This window comes from Streptomyces sp. NPDC001339 (genome assembly GCF_042895955.1).
GTDB lineage: Bacteria > Actinomycetota > Actinomycetes > Streptomycetales > Streptomycetaceae > Streptomyces.
The window spans coordinates 32,499-51,580 of sequence record NZ_JBIAWT010000022.1; the positions used below are offsets into that span (position 1 = coordinate 32,499).

The following is a 19,082-nucleotide window of genomic DNA, read 5'->3' on the forward strand; positions in this document are numbered from 1 at the left end:
CCGATGACCGAACCCGTGACGCTAGGAGACCGTCTCCGTGTAGCCCGAAGGACACGGAAGCTGTCTACCGGACAACTAGCACAGAAGGTTGCGATTTCTCCGAGCTACGTACAGAAACTTGAGTCCGGTAAGCGGAAAGCCTCACCGTCGCTGATCTTGGCGCTCGCCAAGGCTCTGCGCTTCGGCCCAGAGGTTCTGACCGGTCAGCCGTACTATGGCGAACCTGAAGCTGAAGACGGTGTGCATGCAGTAGTTCCCGAGCTGCGCCGCGTCCTACTCTGCTACGACAGTCCCGACGAAATGGAAATCAGCCCGAGGCCGCTCCCGGTGCTTGTCTCCGAGGTCGACCAGATCTCGGCCCTGCGGCGCGATGCGCGCTACGCCCCCATGGGCCCCCTCCTGCCGGCGATCATCACAGAGCTGACCCACGTGGCGCTGGAAGGGCACGTCGAGGATCAAAGCAGGGCCTTCTGGCACCTTGCTCGCGCATATCGGGCAGTGAATTCGCTGGCCCATAAGTTGGGGCACCACGACCTGTCGAACACCGCTTTGGGGTGCGTAAATTGGGCCGCAAGGCGGTCCGGTGATCCTTTGATGCAGATCACCGGCGGATACTTGGTGGCCGGCGCCATGCTGCGCCAGGGGGCATATACGTCGGCTCGCCGTAAGCTTCTAGGTTTGCGGGGAGAACTTGAGAGGCTTCAGCCAGAACGCTCGTTCACCAACGATGCGCTCGCGGTTGATGGCGCACTGGTTCTGAAGCTCGCAGTGCTGGAAGCTCGCGAGAACAAACCAGACCGGGCGAACGAATACCTCCGAGAGGCCGAGGAGGTGGCCCGGATGGCCGGGAACCGTGACTCGCTTGCCTACGAGACGTCATTCGGGCCGACGAACATCCGCATTCACGACGTGCACGCGATGATCGATACGGGAGATACGGAGCAAGCCCTGGCCCGACTCGCCGAATGGGCACCCACGTCTGGAGGTGAGTGGACCCCTCCTGCGACCACCGTTGGGGAGCGGTCAAGCCACCACTTCATCGATGTCGCCTCTGCGAAGCTGGCGTCCGGCGACCGGGCCGGCGCGTTCAGCGATCTCCGGCACGCCCGCAAGATCGCTCCCAATCACACACGGTTCCACCCGTCGGTGCGAGAGACGACTGCTGCCTTGTTGCGGATGGACTCTCATCCTTCCAACGAGCTGTCAGCCTTCGGAAGTTGGGCTGGACTTAGCGCAACCTGAGGCGCTGTCAAGAGATGTGAGCGGAGATTCCCGCGCACAATCTGTCCGCGCACTGCGGTTGCAGGGTGACATGGTCTCCTCACACGTTGTTGTGAGGAGACCACTCCCATGTCCGAAGCAAATCCGGCAACCCGCACTCTCCCGCCACGGTGGATGCCCATCGGCCACGAGGTTGAACTCTGCCCTGCTGGCGCGTGGTGGGATGCCATACGAGTGCCCGAGGCAGTAGGGCGACGCGCAATCGAGATCCTCAGAGAAGGCCGTGATCCGGTTGGTCCAGTGATCCTGGACAGTGGGGGGCCGGAGCCGCGGCTGTACTTCCTCGTGCCCGTGGGGACTGCCGACTCGTGGGAGGAGCCCGAGACGGTACCTCTCGGTCAGCGGTGCCACGTCGTAGTCCCACCGGCCTCCGCCACAGCTCCTCCTGGACTTCACTGGAATGTCTATCCGCCCACGCCACGTACCCTGACTCAGCCCGATGCGTTACGCAGCGCGCTTCGCAAGACACGGCAGGAACGGCGGGGGCCAGCAGAGACGGCCAATTCCTGATGGAGCCGATCTATCACCCTGCAGGCACTGATGGTGATCTGCATTCAGCCATGAAGCAGTTGCAGGTCGGCCGGTGGATAGCCATGCGTGACCTCTTGGCCGAGACGGGTTCGAACTGGCCGTTGCGGAGTTTTCGAACGCAGGTGCTCGGCATCATGGCGGCTGGCTCCGATGTGACGGAGGCGTGGCTGGCTGAGGAGCCGGACAGCTACGACGGGCAGGTGATGCTGGCCCGGGTGTCGGTGGAGCGGGCGCTGCGATCGCACCGTCAACGGCACGGTGCTGCTGGGAGTTTGGAGCAGCGGGCGAGGGGCGCGGCGATGGCGGCGACTCGTCGTGAGTGGCGTGATCCTGTGCCGTGGCTGTGTCTGCTCACGCTGGCTCAGGTCGATGTGCGGCAGGTGTGGCGGGCGCATCGTGTGCGGGCTCCGGAGCCGATGTTGCCGATGGGCCCGTGGGGGTTGCTGTATGAGGTCAACCGGCGTGAGCCCGGTAGCCGAGAGGCGTACCACCGGATGATCCAGTTCCTTCTGGCTCGGCAGGTGGCGGAGGCTGGGGCGCTCGCGGAGGCGATGGACTTCAGCCGGTGGGTGGCGTCGTGGGCGCGCGAGGGTTCGTCGCTGCTGCTGTTGCCGCTGTATGTGCTGGCTGCTCAGTGCCGACGGCAAGGTGGGGGACATCGACCGGCGACGTGGCGGCTTCAGTGGGCTGAGGAGCCCACCATCGGCTACTCCCTCAAGGCGTACCACCACTGGTTCCGCCGCACAGGTCCGGCTGTACGTTCGGTATCCGATCTGAGTCATCTCGCGTGTGCTCTGTGGGCGGGGCACAAGCTGAATGAGGCGGCTGCGGTGTTCGCTGCGATGGGCCCGTATGCAGCCAGGGAGCCGTGGGCGTCGGTGCATGACTACGGGGACCAGCCGGATGCCGCCAAGTCGCTGTTCTTGCGGGCCCGTGCCGAGGCGGAGTCCGCCAGGAGACGCGCCCCACGTCGTGGCCCTGCAGAGCGCCCGCCCGCATACCCATCTGGTTGACATGCACCAGCCCAACCGGGTCCGTTTCTCTGTTTGGAGGTCTTCTCGTGTCTCGCTCGTCCCACCGCTCTCCTGGTTCCAGGTCTGATGACCTGGTGCTGCGGGAGTTGGGCTACAAGCAGCAGCTGGCTCGTCGGATGACCGCGTTCGGGAACGCGGGGGCCAGCTTCACAGTGATCAGCATCCTGTCGGGGTGCATGACCATGTACGGCTTCGGCATGGCGACCGGTGGCCCCGCGGTCATGATGTGGGGCTGGGTGGCGGTCGGGTTCATGGTGCTGTTCGTCGGCGCCGGCCTGGCCGAGGTCACCTCCGCGTATCCCACCAGCGGCGCCCTGTACTTCATGGCGCACAAGCTCGGAGGGCGGCGGTGGGGCTGGTATACCGGCTGGCTCAACCTGCTCGGCCTCGTGGGCGCCATCGCTGGCATCGACTACGGCTGCGCCCAGTTCGTCGCCGCCTTCCTCAACTTGCAGTTCGGCTTCGCGGCAAGCCCTACCTACACCTTCGTGATCTTCCTTGCGGTTCTGCTGCTGCACGCCGTGCTCAACCTCCAGGGCGTGCGTCTGGTCAGCGTCCTGAACGTAGTGAGCGTGTGGTGGCACCTGGCCGGCGTCGCCGTCATCGTCGGCGCTTTAGCCCTGGTTCCCTCTCATCACCAATCGGCGTCGTTCGTTTTCACGGAGTTCGTCAACGACACCGGCTTCGGCTCGACGTGGTACGTCGCGCTTATCGGTCTGCTGTTGGCCCAGTACACGTTCTCCGGATACGACGCTTCCGCGCACCTGTCGGAGGAGACCACCAACGCCCAGGTCGCCGCGCCAAGGGGCATCCTGCGGGCGATCGTGTGGTCGTGGGGAGCGGGATTCGTGCTACTAGCCGGGCTCACCTTCGCCATCCAGGACTACACCGCCGTTCAGGGCGCCGCGGTGCCACCGGCGCAGATCTTCCAAGATGCGCTCGGTGCGGGGGCCGCGAAGGCGCTGCTGCTGCTCGTGGTGGTCGCGCAGCTATTCTGCGGAAACGCCGGGACTGCCGCCGCCTCTCGGATGATCTTCGCGTTCTCCCGTGACCGGGCGCTGCCCGGCTGGCAGCACTGGCAGCGGGTGAAAAACGGCACCCCGCGGGCGGCTGTGTGGCTCTCGGTCACTGCCGCCGCAGTGCTCGTCCTGCCGTCCTTGTACAGCCCCACCGCGTACGGAGCGGTAACAGCGATCAACGTGATCGGGATTACTCCCGCCTATGCCATCCCGATCTTTCTGCGGATCAAAAACCGGCGCCGGTTCACGGCGGGGCCGTGGAATCTGGGCCGCTGGGGAGTCCCGGTCGGTGTGGTGGCCGTGGTGTGGGTGGCGTTCGTGACGATCCTGTTCTGCCTGCCGCAGCACTACCCGATCACCGCTGGCACCTTCAACTACGCGCCGATCGCGCTCGTCGCCGTGCTGAGCGTCTCCACCTTGTGGTGGTGGTTCGCCAAGCGCACCTACACCGTGCCCACCGCACCGGTCGACCGCGATCTGGAAGACCTGGAAAGGCAGGTCATCTGATGCCTCTCCCCCACTCCCCGCTCGGCCAGGTTCCCCGACTTTCCGCCCAGTCCCCTCGCGCAGGGAGCGCAGCGGCGAAGGATCTTCCACAGCGAGACGGCTGGCTGAACCTCGGTGGTTTGCGTACCGCGGTCGGCAACGGCTTGATCGACACCGTGATCCTGGCTGTGCCTGACTTACAGGGCCGACTGAAAGGGAAGCAGTACGGAGCCCAGCATTTCTTGGAACGTGTGGTCGGCGGCGACACCGAGATATGCGCGTACCTGCTGGCCACCGACGTCGACATGAATCCGATCGACGGCTTCGCGCTCACCTCTTGGGAGACCGGCTACGCCGATCTGACGGTCGCGCCGGACTTGAGCACACTGCGGCTGGTGCCGTGGCTGCCGCGGACGGTGGTGGTCTTCGGCCACGCCCTCACCTCCCAGGATCTGCCCCTCGCGGTGGCTCCGCGGCAGATGCTGCGCACGCAGATCGGCCGCCTCGCCGCCCACGGGCTGCACGTCCAGGCCGGGCTGGAGAGCGAATTCCTCCTGTACGAAGGCCGTTTCATCGGCCCTCAGCAGCCCGGGGAGGGCGGCCTGAGGCCGGTGAGCGCCGTGAACTTGGACTATGCGCTTGATCACCCGCCTGTCCTTGACCGGTTCATACGCCGCCTGCAGTCCGCTGTGGCCGGCGCCGGCTCCCCAGTGGAGGCCATCAAGACCGAGTCTGGGCCGGGCCAGGTGGAGGTCACGTTCCCCTACGGGCCCGCCCTGGAGGCGTGCGACACCCACGTGCTGTTCAAACACGCAGTCCGTACCCTCGCCAGCCGCGCCCATCTGACCGCGACATACATGGCCGCCCCACAGACGGGCGTGGCCAGCGGCCTGCACCTGCACGTCTCTCTGTGGCGTGCCGGCAACCCGGCATTCGCGACTTCGGAGGGCGACCTGTCCGACACCGGCCGCCATGCCGTCGCCGGACTCATGCTGGCCCTGCCGCAGCTCGCACCGCTGTACGCCCCGAACACCAACTCCTACCGGCGGTATGCGATGGGCTCCTTTGCCCCGACCCGCATGACGTGGGGATACGATAACCGCACGTGCGCGGTACGGGTCGTCGGCCACGGCAGCGGCCTGCACCTGGAGGTGCGGGTACCGGGCGCTGACGCGAACCCGTACCTGGCGATGTCCGCCGTCCTGGCCGCGATCAACCACGGCCTCGACCACATGCCGTCGCTCCCGCCCGTCCAGACCGGCAACGCGCATCAGGCGACCGACGCGCCACCCATTCCGCTGACGCTGGAGGAGGCCCTGGCCGCGTTCCGCAACAGTCCCATTGCCCAGGACGCCTTCGGACCGGACGTGGTGGCGCACTACGCCCACCTCGCGCAGGTGGAAGTCGACCGCCAGCGTGCCATCGTCCCGGACGCGGAACGGGAACGCTGGCTCACCCAAGCCTGACCCCAAACCACTCTTTCCGCGGCACCAGCCCGCGTCCAGCCACCTGCCCCTGGTCTCGTACGCCCTGAAAGGTTCACCTGATGCCCACGGCTCCGACACCGATCGAATGTCTCACACCTGCCGAAGCCCGAGTCGCTGGAAAAGTCGCCCTCGGTCTGACCAGCTCCGAGATAGCCGACACCCTGCGCCTGGCCAAGGGCACCGTCGATGCGCAGGTCAGACACGCTCTGCACAAACTCGGCGTACACAACAGGGCCGCCCTCATCCACCGCTGCTACGTCAGAGAACAGCTACCTCGCCCCGAACGAAGCCGTCCGCTGACAGGAGCCGACGCCGCCGAGATCGACATTTTGTGGTTGTTGGCCGGCGGAGCTGGCTACGCGGAGATCGCGCAGCACAGCACCCACGGGCTCTCCCATCACAGCACACGGGAGCGGATCAAGGCCCTTCGCGTGAAGTGGGAGGCCCAGAATGATCCGCACCTCATCACGCGCGCTTGGGTGTTCGGTGTTCTCGCCGAGTCACGGCCCATGGGCGAGGCCTTGCGCCTGCGCGGCGAGCCTGCCGTGCTGCGGTAGCCCGGGGTGAGGACGCGCTGTGGATCTGCCGCTGCCCCGATTCTTCGCCTTCCGTGGGTGCGAGGCTCAGGAGCAGATGGTGTTCCACCGGTATTCCCGGCCCTCGCGGCGCGGCCGGGACAGAGTGCGCCGCCGGGGAGAGGCCGATGAACACTTGCTCCGCTCCCAGCATGACCATCGCCCGAAGGAGACCAGTGATCACCAACCGAGACTCCAGCAGTTACAGCCTCTTACGTACCTCGAGATCGCGCACTGCTGAGGAGGGTCGAGCACTCGACGAGGGGTGGTTGGCCATTCACGGCGTGGGGAGGTGACTATGCGATGGCTCACCATCCCCACTGTCCTGATTGCCTGCGTGCGGAGCATGTGCACGGTCACGTTCCACCGGAGCCTCCTGAACCGGACCCGTCAATGCGCGCTGCGACGGTCGTACTCCTGCTCCTGGTCCTCGTAGTGTTCGGCGGTGCATGGCTCGGCCTGGCTTGGCTCGTGGCCCAGGGCGTCGGCTGGCCCTAGACAACTCGTCAGGTACAGCAGCTACCACCCGACAGGCGTACAAGTGGCCCTCGGTGGCTGAGTATCCGCCCCTGCGGGAGCGCCCTTGCTGGTGCCTCGGCTGTCGCATCGCAGGCACGGCCGTTGCGACTTCTTCTGCCGGTCGACGGTCCAAGCCATGTGGGCTCCGTACCGCCCCGAAAGACTCTGAGGACTCCCGCGATCTCTTATGAAGCGAAAGGTTCCCCATGAACATCCCGAGCACCGCGTACCTACGCCAGTTGCCCATGATGACCGAACCGAGCGCATTCGGCGCATTTGCGGGTGGTGGCCCCGGTGCAGGATGAAGAGGCCGTACGCGGCGACGAGTTCCTCTCCAAGGTGCTATCCGACCGGTACGGCGTTGATGTGGCCTGCGTTGAACTCGTGCCGATGGGCACCGAGACCATCAACCGGCTCGTCACCTTGTCCGATTCTCGCCGGATTTTCGTCAAGCAGTACCGCACGTCCGCCGACCTGCAACAGGCCAGTACCGCATGGGCCATCTCGGAGTTCTGTCGCACCGCCCATGTGCCCACCCCGAAGGTCTGGTCCAACCAGGACGGAGAGCTTCTCACTGTCGTCGAGGGCACCGCCTGGCTGGTCACCGATGAAATGCCCGGCCATGTCGCGGACGCACCGATGACTGTGCCGCGCGCCCAGCACATCGGACTGCTCCTCGGACGCATGCACTTCGCCTTGGCCTCGTATCCACCGCCACGGTGCATCCGGCCAACCAAATGGCGGACCGCGCCTTTGGACAGTGCGCTCGCGGCGACCGAGGCGGCCCTGGCACGTGCCGCCGAACAACACGACCCGCGGCTTTCGCAGCTGCGCGAGGAGCTGGAGCAGCGCCGAGATGACCTGCAAACTCACGTGCCTCATCTCCGCAGTGGCCTGCCTGCCCGGCTTGTATCTCAGGCCGGACATGCCGACTTCACCCGCACCAACCTCCTCGCCCAGGGCGACGTGATCACTGCGGTCCTGGACTTCCGAGGAGAGACCTGCCTGGCTGCCTGGGAATTGGGGCGCATCGCGTTCGATCCGCGCACTGTGGCGAACAGCCCGCACTGGCGGCAGAGAGCCATCCGCCTGGTAGGCGCCTATCTCGTGGAAAACCCGCGAATGCCCTATGCCGACGTACGGGCCTGCGTCCGCGTGACTTTGCTGTATCTGCTGTTCAGCCTGTATGGCGCCACCACAACCGAGTATCGGCTACCCGGGCCGGCAGAGACTGATCTGAGGCGTCACTGGGCCGAACGGCAGGTCACTATCCGACGACTCCTCGCTGAGCTCGACGACATCGAAGCCGCGTTCACAGCGATCAAGCCTGGCACGTGGGACAGACCGTGATCAGCTTCCGTCCCATACAGATCGTCGGCGAAGTAGCGTTCGCAGATTCGGCGCAGAGTATGTATCGGGTTGCCAGTCAGTGCGCAGGGGAGAGGTTCCGTGCCCAGTCCGTGATCTGCCCCGGCCGCAAAAGCACCACGCCTACCGAGGCCCCTCTGTCCGCGCTTTCGTTCCACTCACCCCACTAGATAAGGAGATATACCTGTGTTGACTGTTATGAGTCAAAACGTCCAGTATGGAGCCGACAAGGATGGACGGTGGGACGGCATCGTCGAGCAAATCCGCTCCGTCGCCCCACAGCTCGTCCTGCTACAGGAAGTGGACTTCCTCTCTGACCCCGACGCCGCCAAGGCAGCAGAGAATGCTCTTGCTCTGCGCCTCACGGTCGCGCCTAGCCGGAACCTGAACACCGCAGTCGCCTGGGATCCAGAACATCTACAACTGGTCGATGTCGAGACCAAGTACAGCCTGGAATTGCACCACGGCTATTGCGCACCCCAGTTCATACCACTGGGCTTGGACCGCCCGCTGCCGGCTCCGCTGGTCGCGATCAGCACTCACCTGACGCCATACTCCGCACAGGTAGCGGCACAGGAAGCCCAGTTACTGTGCGCGCGGGCCTACCGGTACGGCGGCATCGCCCTGGTCGGCGGAGACATCAACCACATGCCACTCGGCGACCAGGAGATCGACTGGTCCCTCGTCCAGCCCTACAACCGCACCTCACGCTGCCACCAGCGCAAGAGCCCCAACGAGCCCTGGCGGGGAAACCGGATCGTGGGTGAGACTCTCCGCGACGGCGAGTTCACCGACGTTGCCGCGCACCTCGCCGACCTCCGCGAGGACCCCACACTCCGCGCCCACACCGGCAAGCACGGCCTGCTGCGCGTCGACCAGACGCACGTCACGCCCGCCTTGATCCCGACGATCACCGACTACCAGCGCGTCGATCCCGGACCAAACTCGGATCACTACGGCCTCCTCGCCTCGCTCGACCTGAACCGCGTTGACCATTCACAGATCCGCGCATACGCATAACGACCACGCGTCAGTAGATGGGCGGCTACCTCCTCACGTTCTTTGTAGCCGACGAAGGCCACGCCCTCGGCGACGACATAGAGATCGCACCTCAACGCAAAACATGCAATTCCACAGAAGAGGGGAAGGAATATGAAACGTGTGGAGATCATTCCCGGATTGATCGTGGACGAGGAGATGTACGACAAGGCGGTGCACGGCCTGATCGAGCACACGCCGGAGGAGAAGCTCACCTGGGAGAGCTTCACCGACGAGCACAGCTGGCTCCTGATACCGGGACTGGATGGAGCCGGATATAAGGCGGAGCTCGTACTGCGCCGGGAAAAAGACCGCACCATCAAGATCAACCTATGGATGGCTCCGGACCTGCGGGCCGGGCAAACACCGGCACCTCATAACCACCCCTGGGAGTTTCACGCACACATCCTCATGGGCGGCTACACCGAGCAGCGGTACCAGCTCGTCGACGGCAAGGTCCGTACAGAGACCCAGATACACGAGGCCGGCGGACAGAACCACCTACCGCTGGACATCTACCACGAGGTCACCAAGATCCACGCTCCCGCGAGGACTCTGACGCTGATGGTGTGCAGCGGGGGCAGGAAGGGTGATTGGGGCTACTTGAACACCGAGACGGCGGTGTTCGCAGCGAACCAGCCCGACCCGACGTTCAAGGCCCACCTGCAGGCCCTCAATCCCCGGTTGCGCTGACCGGCACCTGCAACTGGTGGTGGGGGGCGATAACGCGACCCACCACCAGTGTCTGCCTCAACGGCACGCTTTCTCGATCAGCTCCCGACTGTCGACGGCATGGTGATGGCCGGATCACCGTCGCCCCGGAGATCACGGTCATCACGGCGAGGATCAGGCCAGGAGACCTGCGGCAGCGGTCCGTTCTCCGAGGCTTGTGTCGGCGACGGTCGGGACGCGAGTTGCCCGACGAGCAGCAGCGGCGGGCCCCGTGCGTGGCGTCGGCGTTCCTTGCGAACCACGCGGACGCGCGGCCAGCGTCCCGTCTCGCGGGCTCAGACCACCATCCCCAAAAGGGTGGCAATGGTCGGCGTGTTGGAGGTGGAGTGCGGCTGCATCGACAAACGCCGCGTGCGCCCGCATAGAAGATGTGGCCCTGCTCACACGCGATCAGGAACGCGCTGGTCAGGCCACACCCGGTACGCGATCGATCACGGTGCGCTGATCTTTCTTCGAAGCGGACTCCACGTTTGGACCCTCCCAAACGATTAGCTGATCCCCAGAGGACGGCGAAGTCCTTGGCACGTAAGCGAGTTGGCGATCGGGGCGTCAGCGGGGTGCCACCTCGATGTGAAAGGAGGAATCGTGCTTGATCTGCTGATCGGCGGGCTGGCCGTGGCCACCGCCGCACGTGTTTTCGTCCCGGACGCGGCGCGCCTGGCACGGCGCGGACTCGCGGCGGGCGTCATGGTCGGGATCGCGTCACTGACCGAGCGAGGGCGCAGCACTCCCGCTCCGAACCCGGCCGGCTCTGAGGCGATCCAGGCCTGTCAGGAGGAGTGGTCGTGAACGAGGAACACTTCGTGGGGGAGCGGACCCCCGTGAAAATCCCGGTGGCCTACTGGGCTTTCCACCGCCAGTACCGGCGTGCCTACCTCCACTACGCGCAACTCCAGCTCGGCGACGAGCGCATGGCCGGCCAGGTCGTGCACATGGTTTTCCTCAGCCTGCTGCACGGCTGGGACCGGCTGATGGAGGAAGCCAACTCCGCCGCCAGCGCCTGGGCCCACCTGAAGGAAGCCGTCTCCGAGGTCCTCCTCTGCGAAGGCCGCGAGCCGGCCCTCCCTGAGACAGCCGCATTCGCCCGCGTACGCCGCGCGGTACTGGAGGACAGCCGCGACGAGTTCGCCGCCATGGAGAGCAGCGCCGGCCTGTACCCGGCCATCGCCCGCCTGCCCGGACGACAGTTCGACGTCGTCGTCCTCCACTACGTCCTCTCCTACACCACCGCCCAAACCGCACGCATCATGGGGATCACCGACGCCACCGTGCGCTCCCACCGCCTGCACGCCCGCCAACGGCTCGCACAAGACCTCGGAATCCCCCTGGACACCGACCGCAACGAAGAATGAGGAGCACACCACCATGCAGCCGCCGCGCACCCTGGACGACCTCCTGGACGACGCCCGCGTGGTCCCCCTCATCGACGACATCGACGAGGAGGACCACGAGTGGGCTTCCCGCAGCCGACTGGCCTACGACTACGTCGCCGCAGTACGGCGCGGCACCGCCAGCGGCGGCTTCCCCCAGCCCGCACTCGGCCCAGCCTCCCTCGGACTGATCACAGGCCGACCAGATCCTTCCCGGCGCGAGCAGGCCGCCCGCGAACTGCGGACACTCTCCTCCTGGGCCATCCGCGGCCCCCACGCCGTCGAACACATCACCAACCTCGCCACCAACCACCAGATCGACGCCGACAACGCCCTCGTCTTCGCCTGCCTGCTCCACCTCGCCGACCGCGACGAGCAAGCCGAATTCCTCTGGCAGTTCTCCGCCGGCGCAGGCAAACCCGCCTCCGCCGAATGCCTCTGTCTGCTCCACACCATCCGCGGCGAACTCCGCCAGGCCCGCCACTGGGCCCACCAGGCAGCCGAACTGGACTACCCCGACGACAACCCGCACCAACCCCCCACGCCCATCGACCTCACCATCGAGCCCAGGCCCCTGACCTCCCTGATGCTGCTGAGAATCTGGCGGGCCCTACGCGGAGAAGAAACAGGGAGGCTGACGATCGGCACCTTCCACGCCTGGGCCGGAACCCTCTCCCGCGCCATGACCCGGACAATCCAAAGCCTCAAAACCGAACCGGACCTCGACTTCGGCCCGTTCAGCCCACTGTCCTGGCCCGACCGCACCCTCGCCGACCAGATGCAAAGCGCCCTTACCTGACCTCGTACATGGATCGCAGCCTACTCGGCCAGTGCCTCCAGGCTCGTCGGGAACTCCTGACAAGCGGGCAGCGTCTGTGGCCACCACACCGTCCTAGACGATGTAGAGCTGCCGCCGCCCGACATCGATTTCGCCACCCGCATCGAAGAACTCACCGCGTGCAATTGAACCGGTCTGGGTACCGCCTTGGCCACGCTGGCTGGCGCGAATTGGCTTCGAGGTGCGCCCTGGCAAGGCGAGTGGGCGATGGATCTTCCCGCTCCGCCGCGGGTGGGCGGAGCGGGTTTCCGAGTAAGCAGCCAGCAGCTCGGATGGATGAACTCTGGTCACGCTACGGCAGCCAAACGCGCATGCCCCGAGAGCGTGCTCTGGGCTCGTCGGCCCGTTGGTCTTGTTCTTCGCGCACTTAGGGTCGGGGTCATGAGCACCACGTGCCAAGACTTTCACCGTGTCCGTATCGTTGCGGCTCCGGGCGATGACGCGGTCATCGAGATCGGCGGTCATGATGTCGCCTCTGCTGTGGAGGCGTATCGGATCACGCAGACCGTCGATGAGGGGCCTGAGGTCACGCTGTATGTGCAGCAGGGGTGGCGTGGCCTGGAGTTCGACGGCATGGCCGAGGTCGTGGTGGAGCCTGCTGACGTTCGGCATGTGGTGATCGGTTTCCTGGATGCCGTCGACTGGCGGCGGCTCGACGAGGCCGTGCTGGATCGCGACGATCTTGACGGCGAGCCTGGTGAGCTGACCCGTGGGGTGCTGGCGCAGCTCAGGGAGTGGGCTGCGGGTGCTTGACCAGTCGGCGATTGCCCGGTTTGCGCAACGGCATCTCATGCTGGACAAGGTGGAGATCTCCCGGGGCAGCGGCGAAGACATGCTGGACCCGGAGACCGGCGACCTGATTCCGGTACCGCCGACGGTCGTGTACGAGGGCATGGGTGGCTTGTACGCGCGTCAGGAGCGGATCCGCAGCGGAGGCTCGGGGCAGGACGGCGCGTGGGTCGAGGAAGTGCGTGCCGGCTACCGGCTGTTGCTTCCGCTCGACGCCGCGGAGGTGTGGGAAAACGACACGGTACTGGTCGTGGAGGCCCGTGATGAGCAGGCTGTGGGCCGTACGTACCGGGTGAGCGCGCAGGGTGAGGTGTCGTCGCTTCCGGTGCTGCGCACGGTGTGGCTGGAGGAGCACAACCGGAAGCCGGTTGCGCGGTGAGCGGCGGCAGCTTCCTACACCCGTCCCAGTTGGCGGCGGCTTTGGAACGTGGTGGGAAGGGTGCGGTGGCCGCAGCCGAGACGGCGATGCAGCACAGCGCGAAGGCCTTGGTGATCCAGGTGCGGCGCAACACATCCGGTCGCCCTGGGCCGCGGGTGATCACCGGACGGTATCGGGCGTCGTGGCAGGCCGACGTGCACCGAGCTGGGCAGGTGATCGTCGCCGAGGTCGGGACGGATGCGCCGCAGGGTCGCCGGTTGGAGTTCGGGTTCGTGGGGGTTGATTCTTTGGGTCGTCACTATGCCCAGCGTCCGTTCCCGCACTTGGGTCCTGCGATCGGCGCCTTCGGTCCGCTGTTGGTACGCGAGCTAGGCCAGGCGGTCTCGGAGGAGCTGTGAACGACATGAACAACTCCCTGGAGGACGCGCTGGCTGGTGTACTCGCCGAGCACGAGCGTGGATTGCTTGCCCGGGCTGTCGTCGTGGCCGAGGTGCTGGATGAGGATGGGGAGCGCAGTCTGTCGATCCTCACCACGCCGGGGGTAATGGAGTGGGATGCGCTCGGCCTGTGCCGGTACGGGGTGCTCAGTATCGAAGGGCCGGCGGCTGCCTATTTTGCCGGAGGCGAGCTGTGATCGACCGAGGCCCAGTCACCGAATCCGTGCAGGTGATGCTGGCCACGGCGACGGGTAAGCCGTGTGGTCGTGGGCGACTGCCGCTCGTCCGGGGAAATCCTGCACCGCTGCCGTACACGGTGCTCTATCCCCAGGGAGGTCCTGTTGACGGGGCGCCGCTGGCAGATAAGTCGGAGGACGGCTATCTCATCTACCAGGTGACGGTTGTCGCAGCGCGGGCAGATCAGGCCGAGTGGCTCGCGGACAGAGTCCGTCAGGCGTTCCTGGGCCGGACGGCCGAGGGCGGGTGGCTGCACTCGGTCGATGTTCCGGGCATGGATGTGTGGGCGCGGGAACTGTTGGTCGACGATGGCGTGGAGTCGGCAGATTCGGATGATGGGGTCGTGACAGTGGTGCAGCGGTACGAGCTGTCCGTCACTGCCTGCTAGGTCTTTCTTTTGGATCATCGTGCGGACCAGAGGAAGATGCCTGCGATGAGGAGTCCGGCCCGGTAGACGGTGGCGGTCTTCTCGTAGCGTGTGGCCAGGCCACGCCACTGCTTGAGGCAGTTGATGCACCTTTCCACGGTGTTGCGGAGTTTGTAGGCATCGCGGTCGAAGGCCGGTGGGCGTCCGCCCTGTTGGCCGCGTCGCTTCCGGTTGGCGATCTGGTCATCGGCTCGGGGATCACTGCGCAGTTGTCGTAGGACGGTGTCGATCAGGTCATCCATGGAAGCGGATCCCAGGTTGGGATCCCTCAAGTCCCGCACGGTATATCCGCGGTCGCGGCTGGATCGGCGAGCGCAGTCTCCATCGCCACGTCGTATCTGGCGGAAGCCGGCCCTCAGGTCGGTCAATCACACATCCCTTTGTGGCTGAGCAGCCCGGAGGATAGCGTGGGCGGATGGAAGAGGGTGGGAGCAGATGATCGGCTGGGATCAGGCGTACGCAAGGGCGGAGGCGCTAACTGCGGCTGATCAGCCCATACGCGACACTTGGGATTTTGCGGGAATTCGGGGCACCCTCGCTATTGTGCTCGCCGCGCTCGGGCCAGATGCCGACCTGGGCCACGTAATGTGGCACCTGGATCAGGGGCCAGCGCACGTTCGGGAACTGGCCGCGGACGTTGTCGGGCCGCAACTGGCAGCCGCAACGGACATCGACCCGTTGTCGGTCGAGACGGACCGTCCGCACATCGCAACATGGGTGTGGCTGACGCGCACCTGGCCCCCGGGGGGACCGTGGGGAATGCCCCGGGGCGTCGCCAGAGGCCTGCCGGACCCAGCGGTGGATCTCCTGACCGAATGGGCGCTGCGAGCAGCTAAGACTGAGCTCGACAGGGTGCGCGGGGCGCTGAACCGGGGCGCGCTGATGCGCATCACGGCTGGCCAGCATGACGGGCAACTGGCCGTGGTGCTGGCCAGCGCGTGGCGTTTCGACGATGAGAAGAAGACCGTCGTCGACGGCCCGCCACCGGGCTATGAGGTGCAGCTCCTGGGGCCGGAATCGGAATCCGAACGCAGGGTCGTTGTGCCTACCGAGATGATGCGTCTCGCGAGGCGGGAAGAGATGGCTGAGGCCGCCGGATTTCCAACGACCTTTTCTGATGACTGGCACGGGTGCGTTTGCTGGGCACAGGGGCTGATCCTGTGGCACCAGCATCACGCCCCCGAGGTATGGGCCCGCGAGCCCGCCCAGGCGTATGCGCCAGCCATCGAACGCCTCTTGACCGTTGCCCTGCTCGATGCCGTCCGTCAGGAAGGGCTGAGCGAGCCCGACGGATCCCGAGTGCATCTCGCGAAATTCTCGGCTGCCCTTGAAATCGTTGGCCGTCCGCACCGATGGGAGCGACTGACCGCAACGGTGGAGCGCCTGGCCGAAGCGGGAATCATCCCTGCGCGTGCTCTCCTTGAGCGCATCCAGCTTGCTCCGGAAAAGGACGCGGCCGACGAGCGCCGCGCGATGCTGGAACTAGCGGCCGCCGTCCTCACTGCCAACGGCTTGGCCGCACGAGTAGTGCCGCCCGGATCCACCCCTGAGCAGCCGCTCGCCGCGGGCACGGTCAGCCCAATGCTCGCAGACCAGGCGTTGGCCATCCAGAAGACTGCCGCAGCAAGCAGCATCGACGACGGCACCGTGTCGGTCCTTGTAGACGGAACCGTGTGGTTCGCAAACGACTCCGAAATGACCTGGTCAAAGGTCTCTTTGGCGTGCGCGGAGTGCCAGGCACGGACCGGTCTGACGCTCATCGCGTCATCCGATCCGGAAGGCGCGTATGAATGCGGTTCTGGCCACCGGCGGCGAGACCACCGCCTGCCGGCCTCGGCGATCCGTCACATCTACAGCTTGCGAGGAGCCCATATCCGTGAGGACCTAGAGATCCGGCGGTCCTGACGGCGGTCTTGGGACTGACCTGGTCTCCGAGGGTGTCGGGGCGACGGTGCCGTAGACCGCCCGGGCCCGACAGCGCGGACGCCCCTGCCTTCAGCGGAGCGTCCGCGTTCACGCCTGCCGGGCGTGCTACCGCGCTTCCGCGCTGCGTGCCATTTCGAGCAGATCCTCCATCTGCCGGCGGAGCTTCGTCATCTCCGGGGAGGGGCGTTCCCGTTCCAGCTTGCGCATCTTCTCCAGCTGCTGCTCGTCATGCGCGGATCACGTCGATTGTGAGGGGATGCCCAGTGGGCAGCAGGGCTCGCCTGTGACGCCCCCGGCTGTCCTCGGGTACCGGTCCGAAGTGCACCAGCTCCGCGGCCTCCTCAGTTGCCACCATGACGTGGATGCTGTGCCGAGTAGAAGCGGCGCGAACGGTCAGCTCTTGCAGGTGTTCTTCGACGCTGTCTGCCCACGGGATGATGGCGCGCAGTACGGCGATGATGTCTGCGGTCGTTGCAGTGCGCTCAAGCAGTATGCCCGGGACTGCGGCATTTGTCGTGACGATGATTTCTACACCGTCGCGAATGCCTCTCACCGATGCGCCGTGCCGGTCAGCGAGGACCTGATGAATGGTGGGAACAGTACCCAGGATGGCGGCGATGTGGTCGACGGCGGAACGCTGGTCTGCCCAGGTGAGCTGGTGGGGGGGGTGGAAAGCTCGACGTGAGGTTGCATGTCCGGCGGGTTCTCAAGCACGCAGGTGACGTCGACGGGGACTAGGTCACTGGCCTCTTCCAGAACGCGTGCCGCCATCTCCAACTGCCGATGAGAACCCCCATGTGGCAAGTCTGCCGGATCGCTGTGGTGTCGTGCCACAGCCGTCGAGGTACGCCATCAGATTCCGTCGCCCTTCGTGTATCTGTGGTGCCACTTCTTGGCGACGGTGACAGCGACGTCGACGGCAGTATGGTGATCTACGTGCAGACAACGGCTCGCTGCTGTCTGGGCTGAGTTCTGCATCCTCACCGCGGAGGCCCGCGCGGACGCCCAACCACCTTGTGGTGTGGGCCGGTTCCCCGACACATCGTCGAGGGACGGGGCCTCCCGAAGTGTGGGCTGCCGTCCCGGAATCGGACAGCAGACCTTGCAGGTAAAGAAGTTCTCCCGGCGCGGAGTAACCCGCGTCCTGTGGCTCCAGAGCGTCGCCGACAGCGGCCATGTCCCTACCCGTGCTGAGTTGACTGCCGGTACTGATCTCACGGATGCGATCGCGGCGATCGATGGCTGGACTCTGTCGAATCAGGCCATCGAGACCCCAGATCTGGGCTCGACGTTCGAGTCGAAGATCCCCGGCACAGACCAGGCAGACGACTCGTCCCTCGGCTTCTACGAGGACAAGGTGTCGGATGAGATCGAGCAGCTGCTGAAGAAGGACGACACCGGCTGGGTCGTCTTCCTCCGCAAGGGCGATGTTCCCAGCTCCCGATCCATGGATGTCTTCCCTGTGCGGATCGGTTCGCGTTCGCCGAACTACTCGACGGACAACGAGGCCGCCAAGTTCACCGTGAACTTCTCGATCACGGAGAAGCCGACGCAGGACGCGGCTGTCCCTGCCGCCGTGGCGCCGAAGAACGAGAAGTGATGCCAGTGCCCACGGAAACCAAGACCTCCTCTGCTCCGCCGGTCAGTGCTGTGGCCCGTGACGCGCATTGGGTGAACAAACTGGCTCGGCTGCGTGCCCGCCAACTGCCGGAGCAGGTCCTTCGGATCTGCGACGACCTGGCAGCGAAAAAGCGTCTGGATCAGGCGAAGCTGAACGTGGCCCAGTGCCGGATCGCAGATGCCGAGGCCGAACAGTCGACGAGCCCGGAGACCGAGCGGGCACAGAACGAACTCGCCATAGCCCAGGAAGCGTTCGACGATGCGTCGCTGACGCTGACGTTCAAGGCGCTGCCCCGGCCGGTACTGGATGGGCTGATCAAGCGGTTCCCGCCGACGGAAGAGCAGGCTGAGGACGGCGATGCGTGGAATCCGGAGACGTTCCCGGCGGCGCTGATCGCGGCCGCGCACATCGAACGCGACGATGCGGGCAACACGGTAGAGGGCATGAGCGAGCAGGATGCGCAGGACCTGCTCGACTCGTGGCCGGTAGCGGAGTCGAATGCTCTGTTCGCGGCGGCGTGGCAGGCTCAGCAGATCGTGCGCACCTCCACCGTGGAGCTGGGAAAAGGCTGATCACGGACGCACAGCTCCGCACTGAGTTGGAGCTGTGCGACCGGTGGGGCATCCCGCACTCGCAGTTTCTCGGCGCAGGTGACGGGCGCTGGACCGAGACCGACCGGGCCAAGGCTCTCGCTTTCGCGGCATACCAGCGGACGGTGTGTGACCACTGCGGTACCCGGCTTGCGGAATGGGACGAGGAGCAGGGCGGGGACCGGTTCGCGTACGTCACCACGACGGTGCGCTGCCCGGGCTGTGAGCTGATCGGACACGAGCAGGACCAGGTGCCCGACGGCCCGGACGGCTATGGGGTGCGGATAGGTCTGGTGTCACGCACCTAGGCCGTGTCTCCTTGACGGGTTGCCAGTGGATCAGCTGCACCCGGTGATCGGTGACCAATGTGGTGTGGCACGGATCGCGCCCTCATACGG

At 65.7% G+C, this 19,082-nt stretch carries 22 protein-coding genes; 21 read left to right on the plus strand and 1 reads right to left on the minus strand.

Features of this window, described 5'->3' with window-relative positions:
• Positions 1-3: 3 nt before the first annotated feature.
• From ACFY12_RS34820 to ACFY12_RS34895, 16 genes are all read left to right on the plus strand, one after another.
• Positions 4-1,242 carry a helix-turn-helix domain-containing protein gene (locus tag ACFY12_RS34820; protein ID WP_390720017.1) on the plus strand — a complete coding sequence of 413 codons (1,239 nt, stop codon included), beginning with the start codon at positions 4-6 and terminating at the stop codon, positions 1,240-1,242.
• Positions 1,243-1,790: 548 nt separating this feature from the next.
• Positions 1,791-2,825, plus strand: a complete 1,035-nt coding sequence (locus ACFY12_RS34825; protein ID WP_390719997.1) for a hypothetical protein — start codon at positions 1,791-1,793, stop codon at positions 2,823-2,825.
• Between the two features lie 137 nt (positions 2,826-2,962).
• Positions 2,963-4,372, plus strand: a complete 1,410-nt coding sequence (locus ACFY12_RS34830; protein WP_390720018.1) for an amino acid permease — start codon at positions 2,963-2,965, stop codon at positions 4,370-4,372.
• 230 nt (positions 4,373-4,602) lie between these two features.
• The gene (locus tag ACFY12_RS34835; protein WP_390720019.1) at positions 4,603-5,817 is read left to right on the plus strand and encodes a glutamine synthetase family protein; all 1,215 of its coding nucleotides are present in this window, start codon (positions 4,603-4,605) and stop codon (positions 5,815-5,817) included.
• Between the two features lie 80 nt (positions 5,818-5,897).
• A complete protein-coding gene (locus ACFY12_RS34840) occupies positions 5,898-6,395 on the plus strand; it encodes a response regulator transcription factor (RefSeq protein ID WP_390719998.1) in 498 nt (165 codons plus the stop codon).
• 831 nt (positions 6,396-7,226) lie between these two features.
• The gene (locus ACFY12_RS34845; protein ID WP_390719999.1) at positions 7,227-8,282 is read left to right on the plus strand and encodes a phosphotransferase enzyme family protein; all 1,056 of its coding nucleotides are present in this window, start codon (positions 7,227-7,229) and stop codon (positions 8,280-8,282) included.
• 207 nt (positions 8,283-8,489) lie between these two features.
• Positions 8,490-9,320, plus strand: coding sequence for an endonuclease/exonuclease/phosphatase family protein (locus ACFY12_RS34850; RefSeq protein WP_390720000.1), 831 nt, complete (start codon positions 8,490-8,492; stop codon positions 9,318-9,320).
• A 141-nt stretch (positions 9,321-9,461) separates the two neighbouring features.
• Entirely contained in the window at positions 9,462-10,031 is a 570-nt protein-coding gene (locus tag ACFY12_RS34855; protein ID WP_390720001.1) for a hypothetical protein, read from the plus strand.
• Positions 10,032-10,655: 624 nt separating this feature from the next.
• Positions 10,656-10,859, plus strand: a complete 204-nt coding sequence (locus ACFY12_RS34860) for a hypothetical protein (RefSeq protein ID WP_390720002.1) — start codon at positions 10,656-10,658, stop codon at positions 10,857-10,859.
• On the plus strand, positions 10,856-11,422 hold the full coding sequence (locus ACFY12_RS34865; RefSeq protein WP_390720003.1) for a sigma-70 family RNA polymerase sigma factor: 567 nt from the start codon (positions 10,856-10,858) through the stop codon (positions 11,420-11,422). The genes ACFY12_RS34860 and ACFY12_RS34865 overlap by 4 nt, the downstream gene beginning before the upstream one ends.
• A 13-nt stretch (positions 11,423-11,435) precedes the next feature.
• Positions 11,436-12,239: a hypothetical protein gene (locus tag ACFY12_RS34870; RefSeq protein ID WP_390720004.1), complete on the plus strand. Its 804-nt coding sequence runs from the start codon at positions 11,436-11,438 to the stop codon at positions 12,237-12,239.
• A gap of 420 nt (positions 12,240-12,659) precedes the next feature.
• The gene (locus ACFY12_RS34875) at positions 12,660-13,031 is read left to right on the plus strand and encodes a hypothetical protein (RefSeq protein WP_390720005.1); all 372 of its coding nucleotides are present in this window, start codon (positions 12,660-12,662) and stop codon (positions 13,029-13,031) included.
• Positions 13,024-13,446, plus strand: a complete 423-nt coding sequence (locus ACFY12_RS34880; protein ID WP_390720006.1) for a DUF6093 family protein — start codon at positions 13,024-13,026, stop codon at positions 13,444-13,446. Before ACFY12_RS34875 ends, ACFY12_RS34880 begins: the two co-directional genes overlap by 8 nt.
• A complete protein-coding gene (locus ACFY12_RS34885) occupies positions 13,443-13,844 on the plus strand; it encodes an HK97 gp10 family phage protein (RefSeq protein WP_390720007.1) in 402 nt (133 codons plus the stop codon). Before ACFY12_RS34880 ends, ACFY12_RS34885 begins: the two co-directional genes overlap by 4 nt.
• Positions 13,841-14,080 (plus strand): hypothetical protein, encoded by a 240-nt coding sequence (locus ACFY12_RS34890; protein WP_390720008.1) that lies wholly within the window; start codon positions 13,841-13,843, stop codon positions 14,078-14,080. The genes ACFY12_RS34885 and ACFY12_RS34890 overlap by 4 nt, the downstream gene beginning before the upstream one ends.
• Positions 14,077-14,508, plus strand: coding sequence for a hypothetical protein (locus ACFY12_RS34895; protein ID WP_390720009.1), 432 nt, complete (start codon positions 14,077-14,079; stop codon positions 14,506-14,508). Before ACFY12_RS34890 ends, ACFY12_RS34895 begins: the two co-directional genes overlap by 4 nt.
• Positions 14,509-14,522: 14 nt before the next feature.
• Here the strand turns inward: ACFY12_RS34895 and ACFY12_RS34900 are convergent, their stop codons facing one another.
• A complete protein-coding gene (locus ACFY12_RS34900) occupies positions 14,523-14,828 on the minus strand; it encodes a transposase (RefSeq protein WP_390720010.1) in 306 nt (101 codons plus the stop codon).
• A 262-nt stretch (positions 14,829-15,090) separates the two neighbouring features.
• On the opposite strand from ACFY12_RS34900, the gene ACFY12_RS34905 reads away from it, so the two are divergent.
• From ACFY12_RS34905 to ACFY12_RS34925, 5 genes are all read left to right on the plus strand, one after another.
• Positions 15,091-16,452 (plus strand): hypothetical protein, encoded by a 1,362-nt coding sequence (locus tag ACFY12_RS34905; protein ID WP_390720011.1) that lies wholly within the window; start codon positions 15,091-15,093, stop codon positions 16,450-16,452.
• 421 nt (positions 16,453-16,873) lie between these two features.
• Positions 16,874-17,158 carry a hypothetical protein gene (locus tag ACFY12_RS34910; RefSeq protein WP_390720012.1) on the plus strand — a complete coding sequence of 95 codons (285 nt, stop codon included), beginning with the start codon at positions 16,874-16,876 and terminating at the stop codon, positions 17,156-17,158.
• A gap of 510 nt (positions 17,159-17,668) precedes the next feature.
• Positions 17,669-18,073 (plus strand): hypothetical protein, encoded by a 405-nt coding sequence (locus ACFY12_RS34915; protein ID WP_390720013.1) that lies wholly within the window; start codon positions 17,669-17,671, stop codon positions 18,071-18,073.
• Between the two features lie 5 nt (positions 18,074-18,078).
• On the plus strand, positions 18,079-18,666 hold the full coding sequence (locus tag ACFY12_RS34920) for a hypothetical protein (protein ID WP_390720014.1): 588 nt from the start codon (positions 18,079-18,081) through the stop codon (positions 18,664-18,666).
• 26 nt (positions 18,667-18,692) lie between these two features.
• Positions 18,693-18,992 carry a hypothetical protein gene (locus ACFY12_RS34925; protein ID WP_390720015.1) on the plus strand — a complete coding sequence of 100 codons (300 nt, stop codon included), beginning with the start codon at positions 18,693-18,695 and terminating at the stop codon, positions 18,990-18,992.
• The last annotated feature ends 90 nt before the right edge of the window (positions 18,993-19,082 follow it).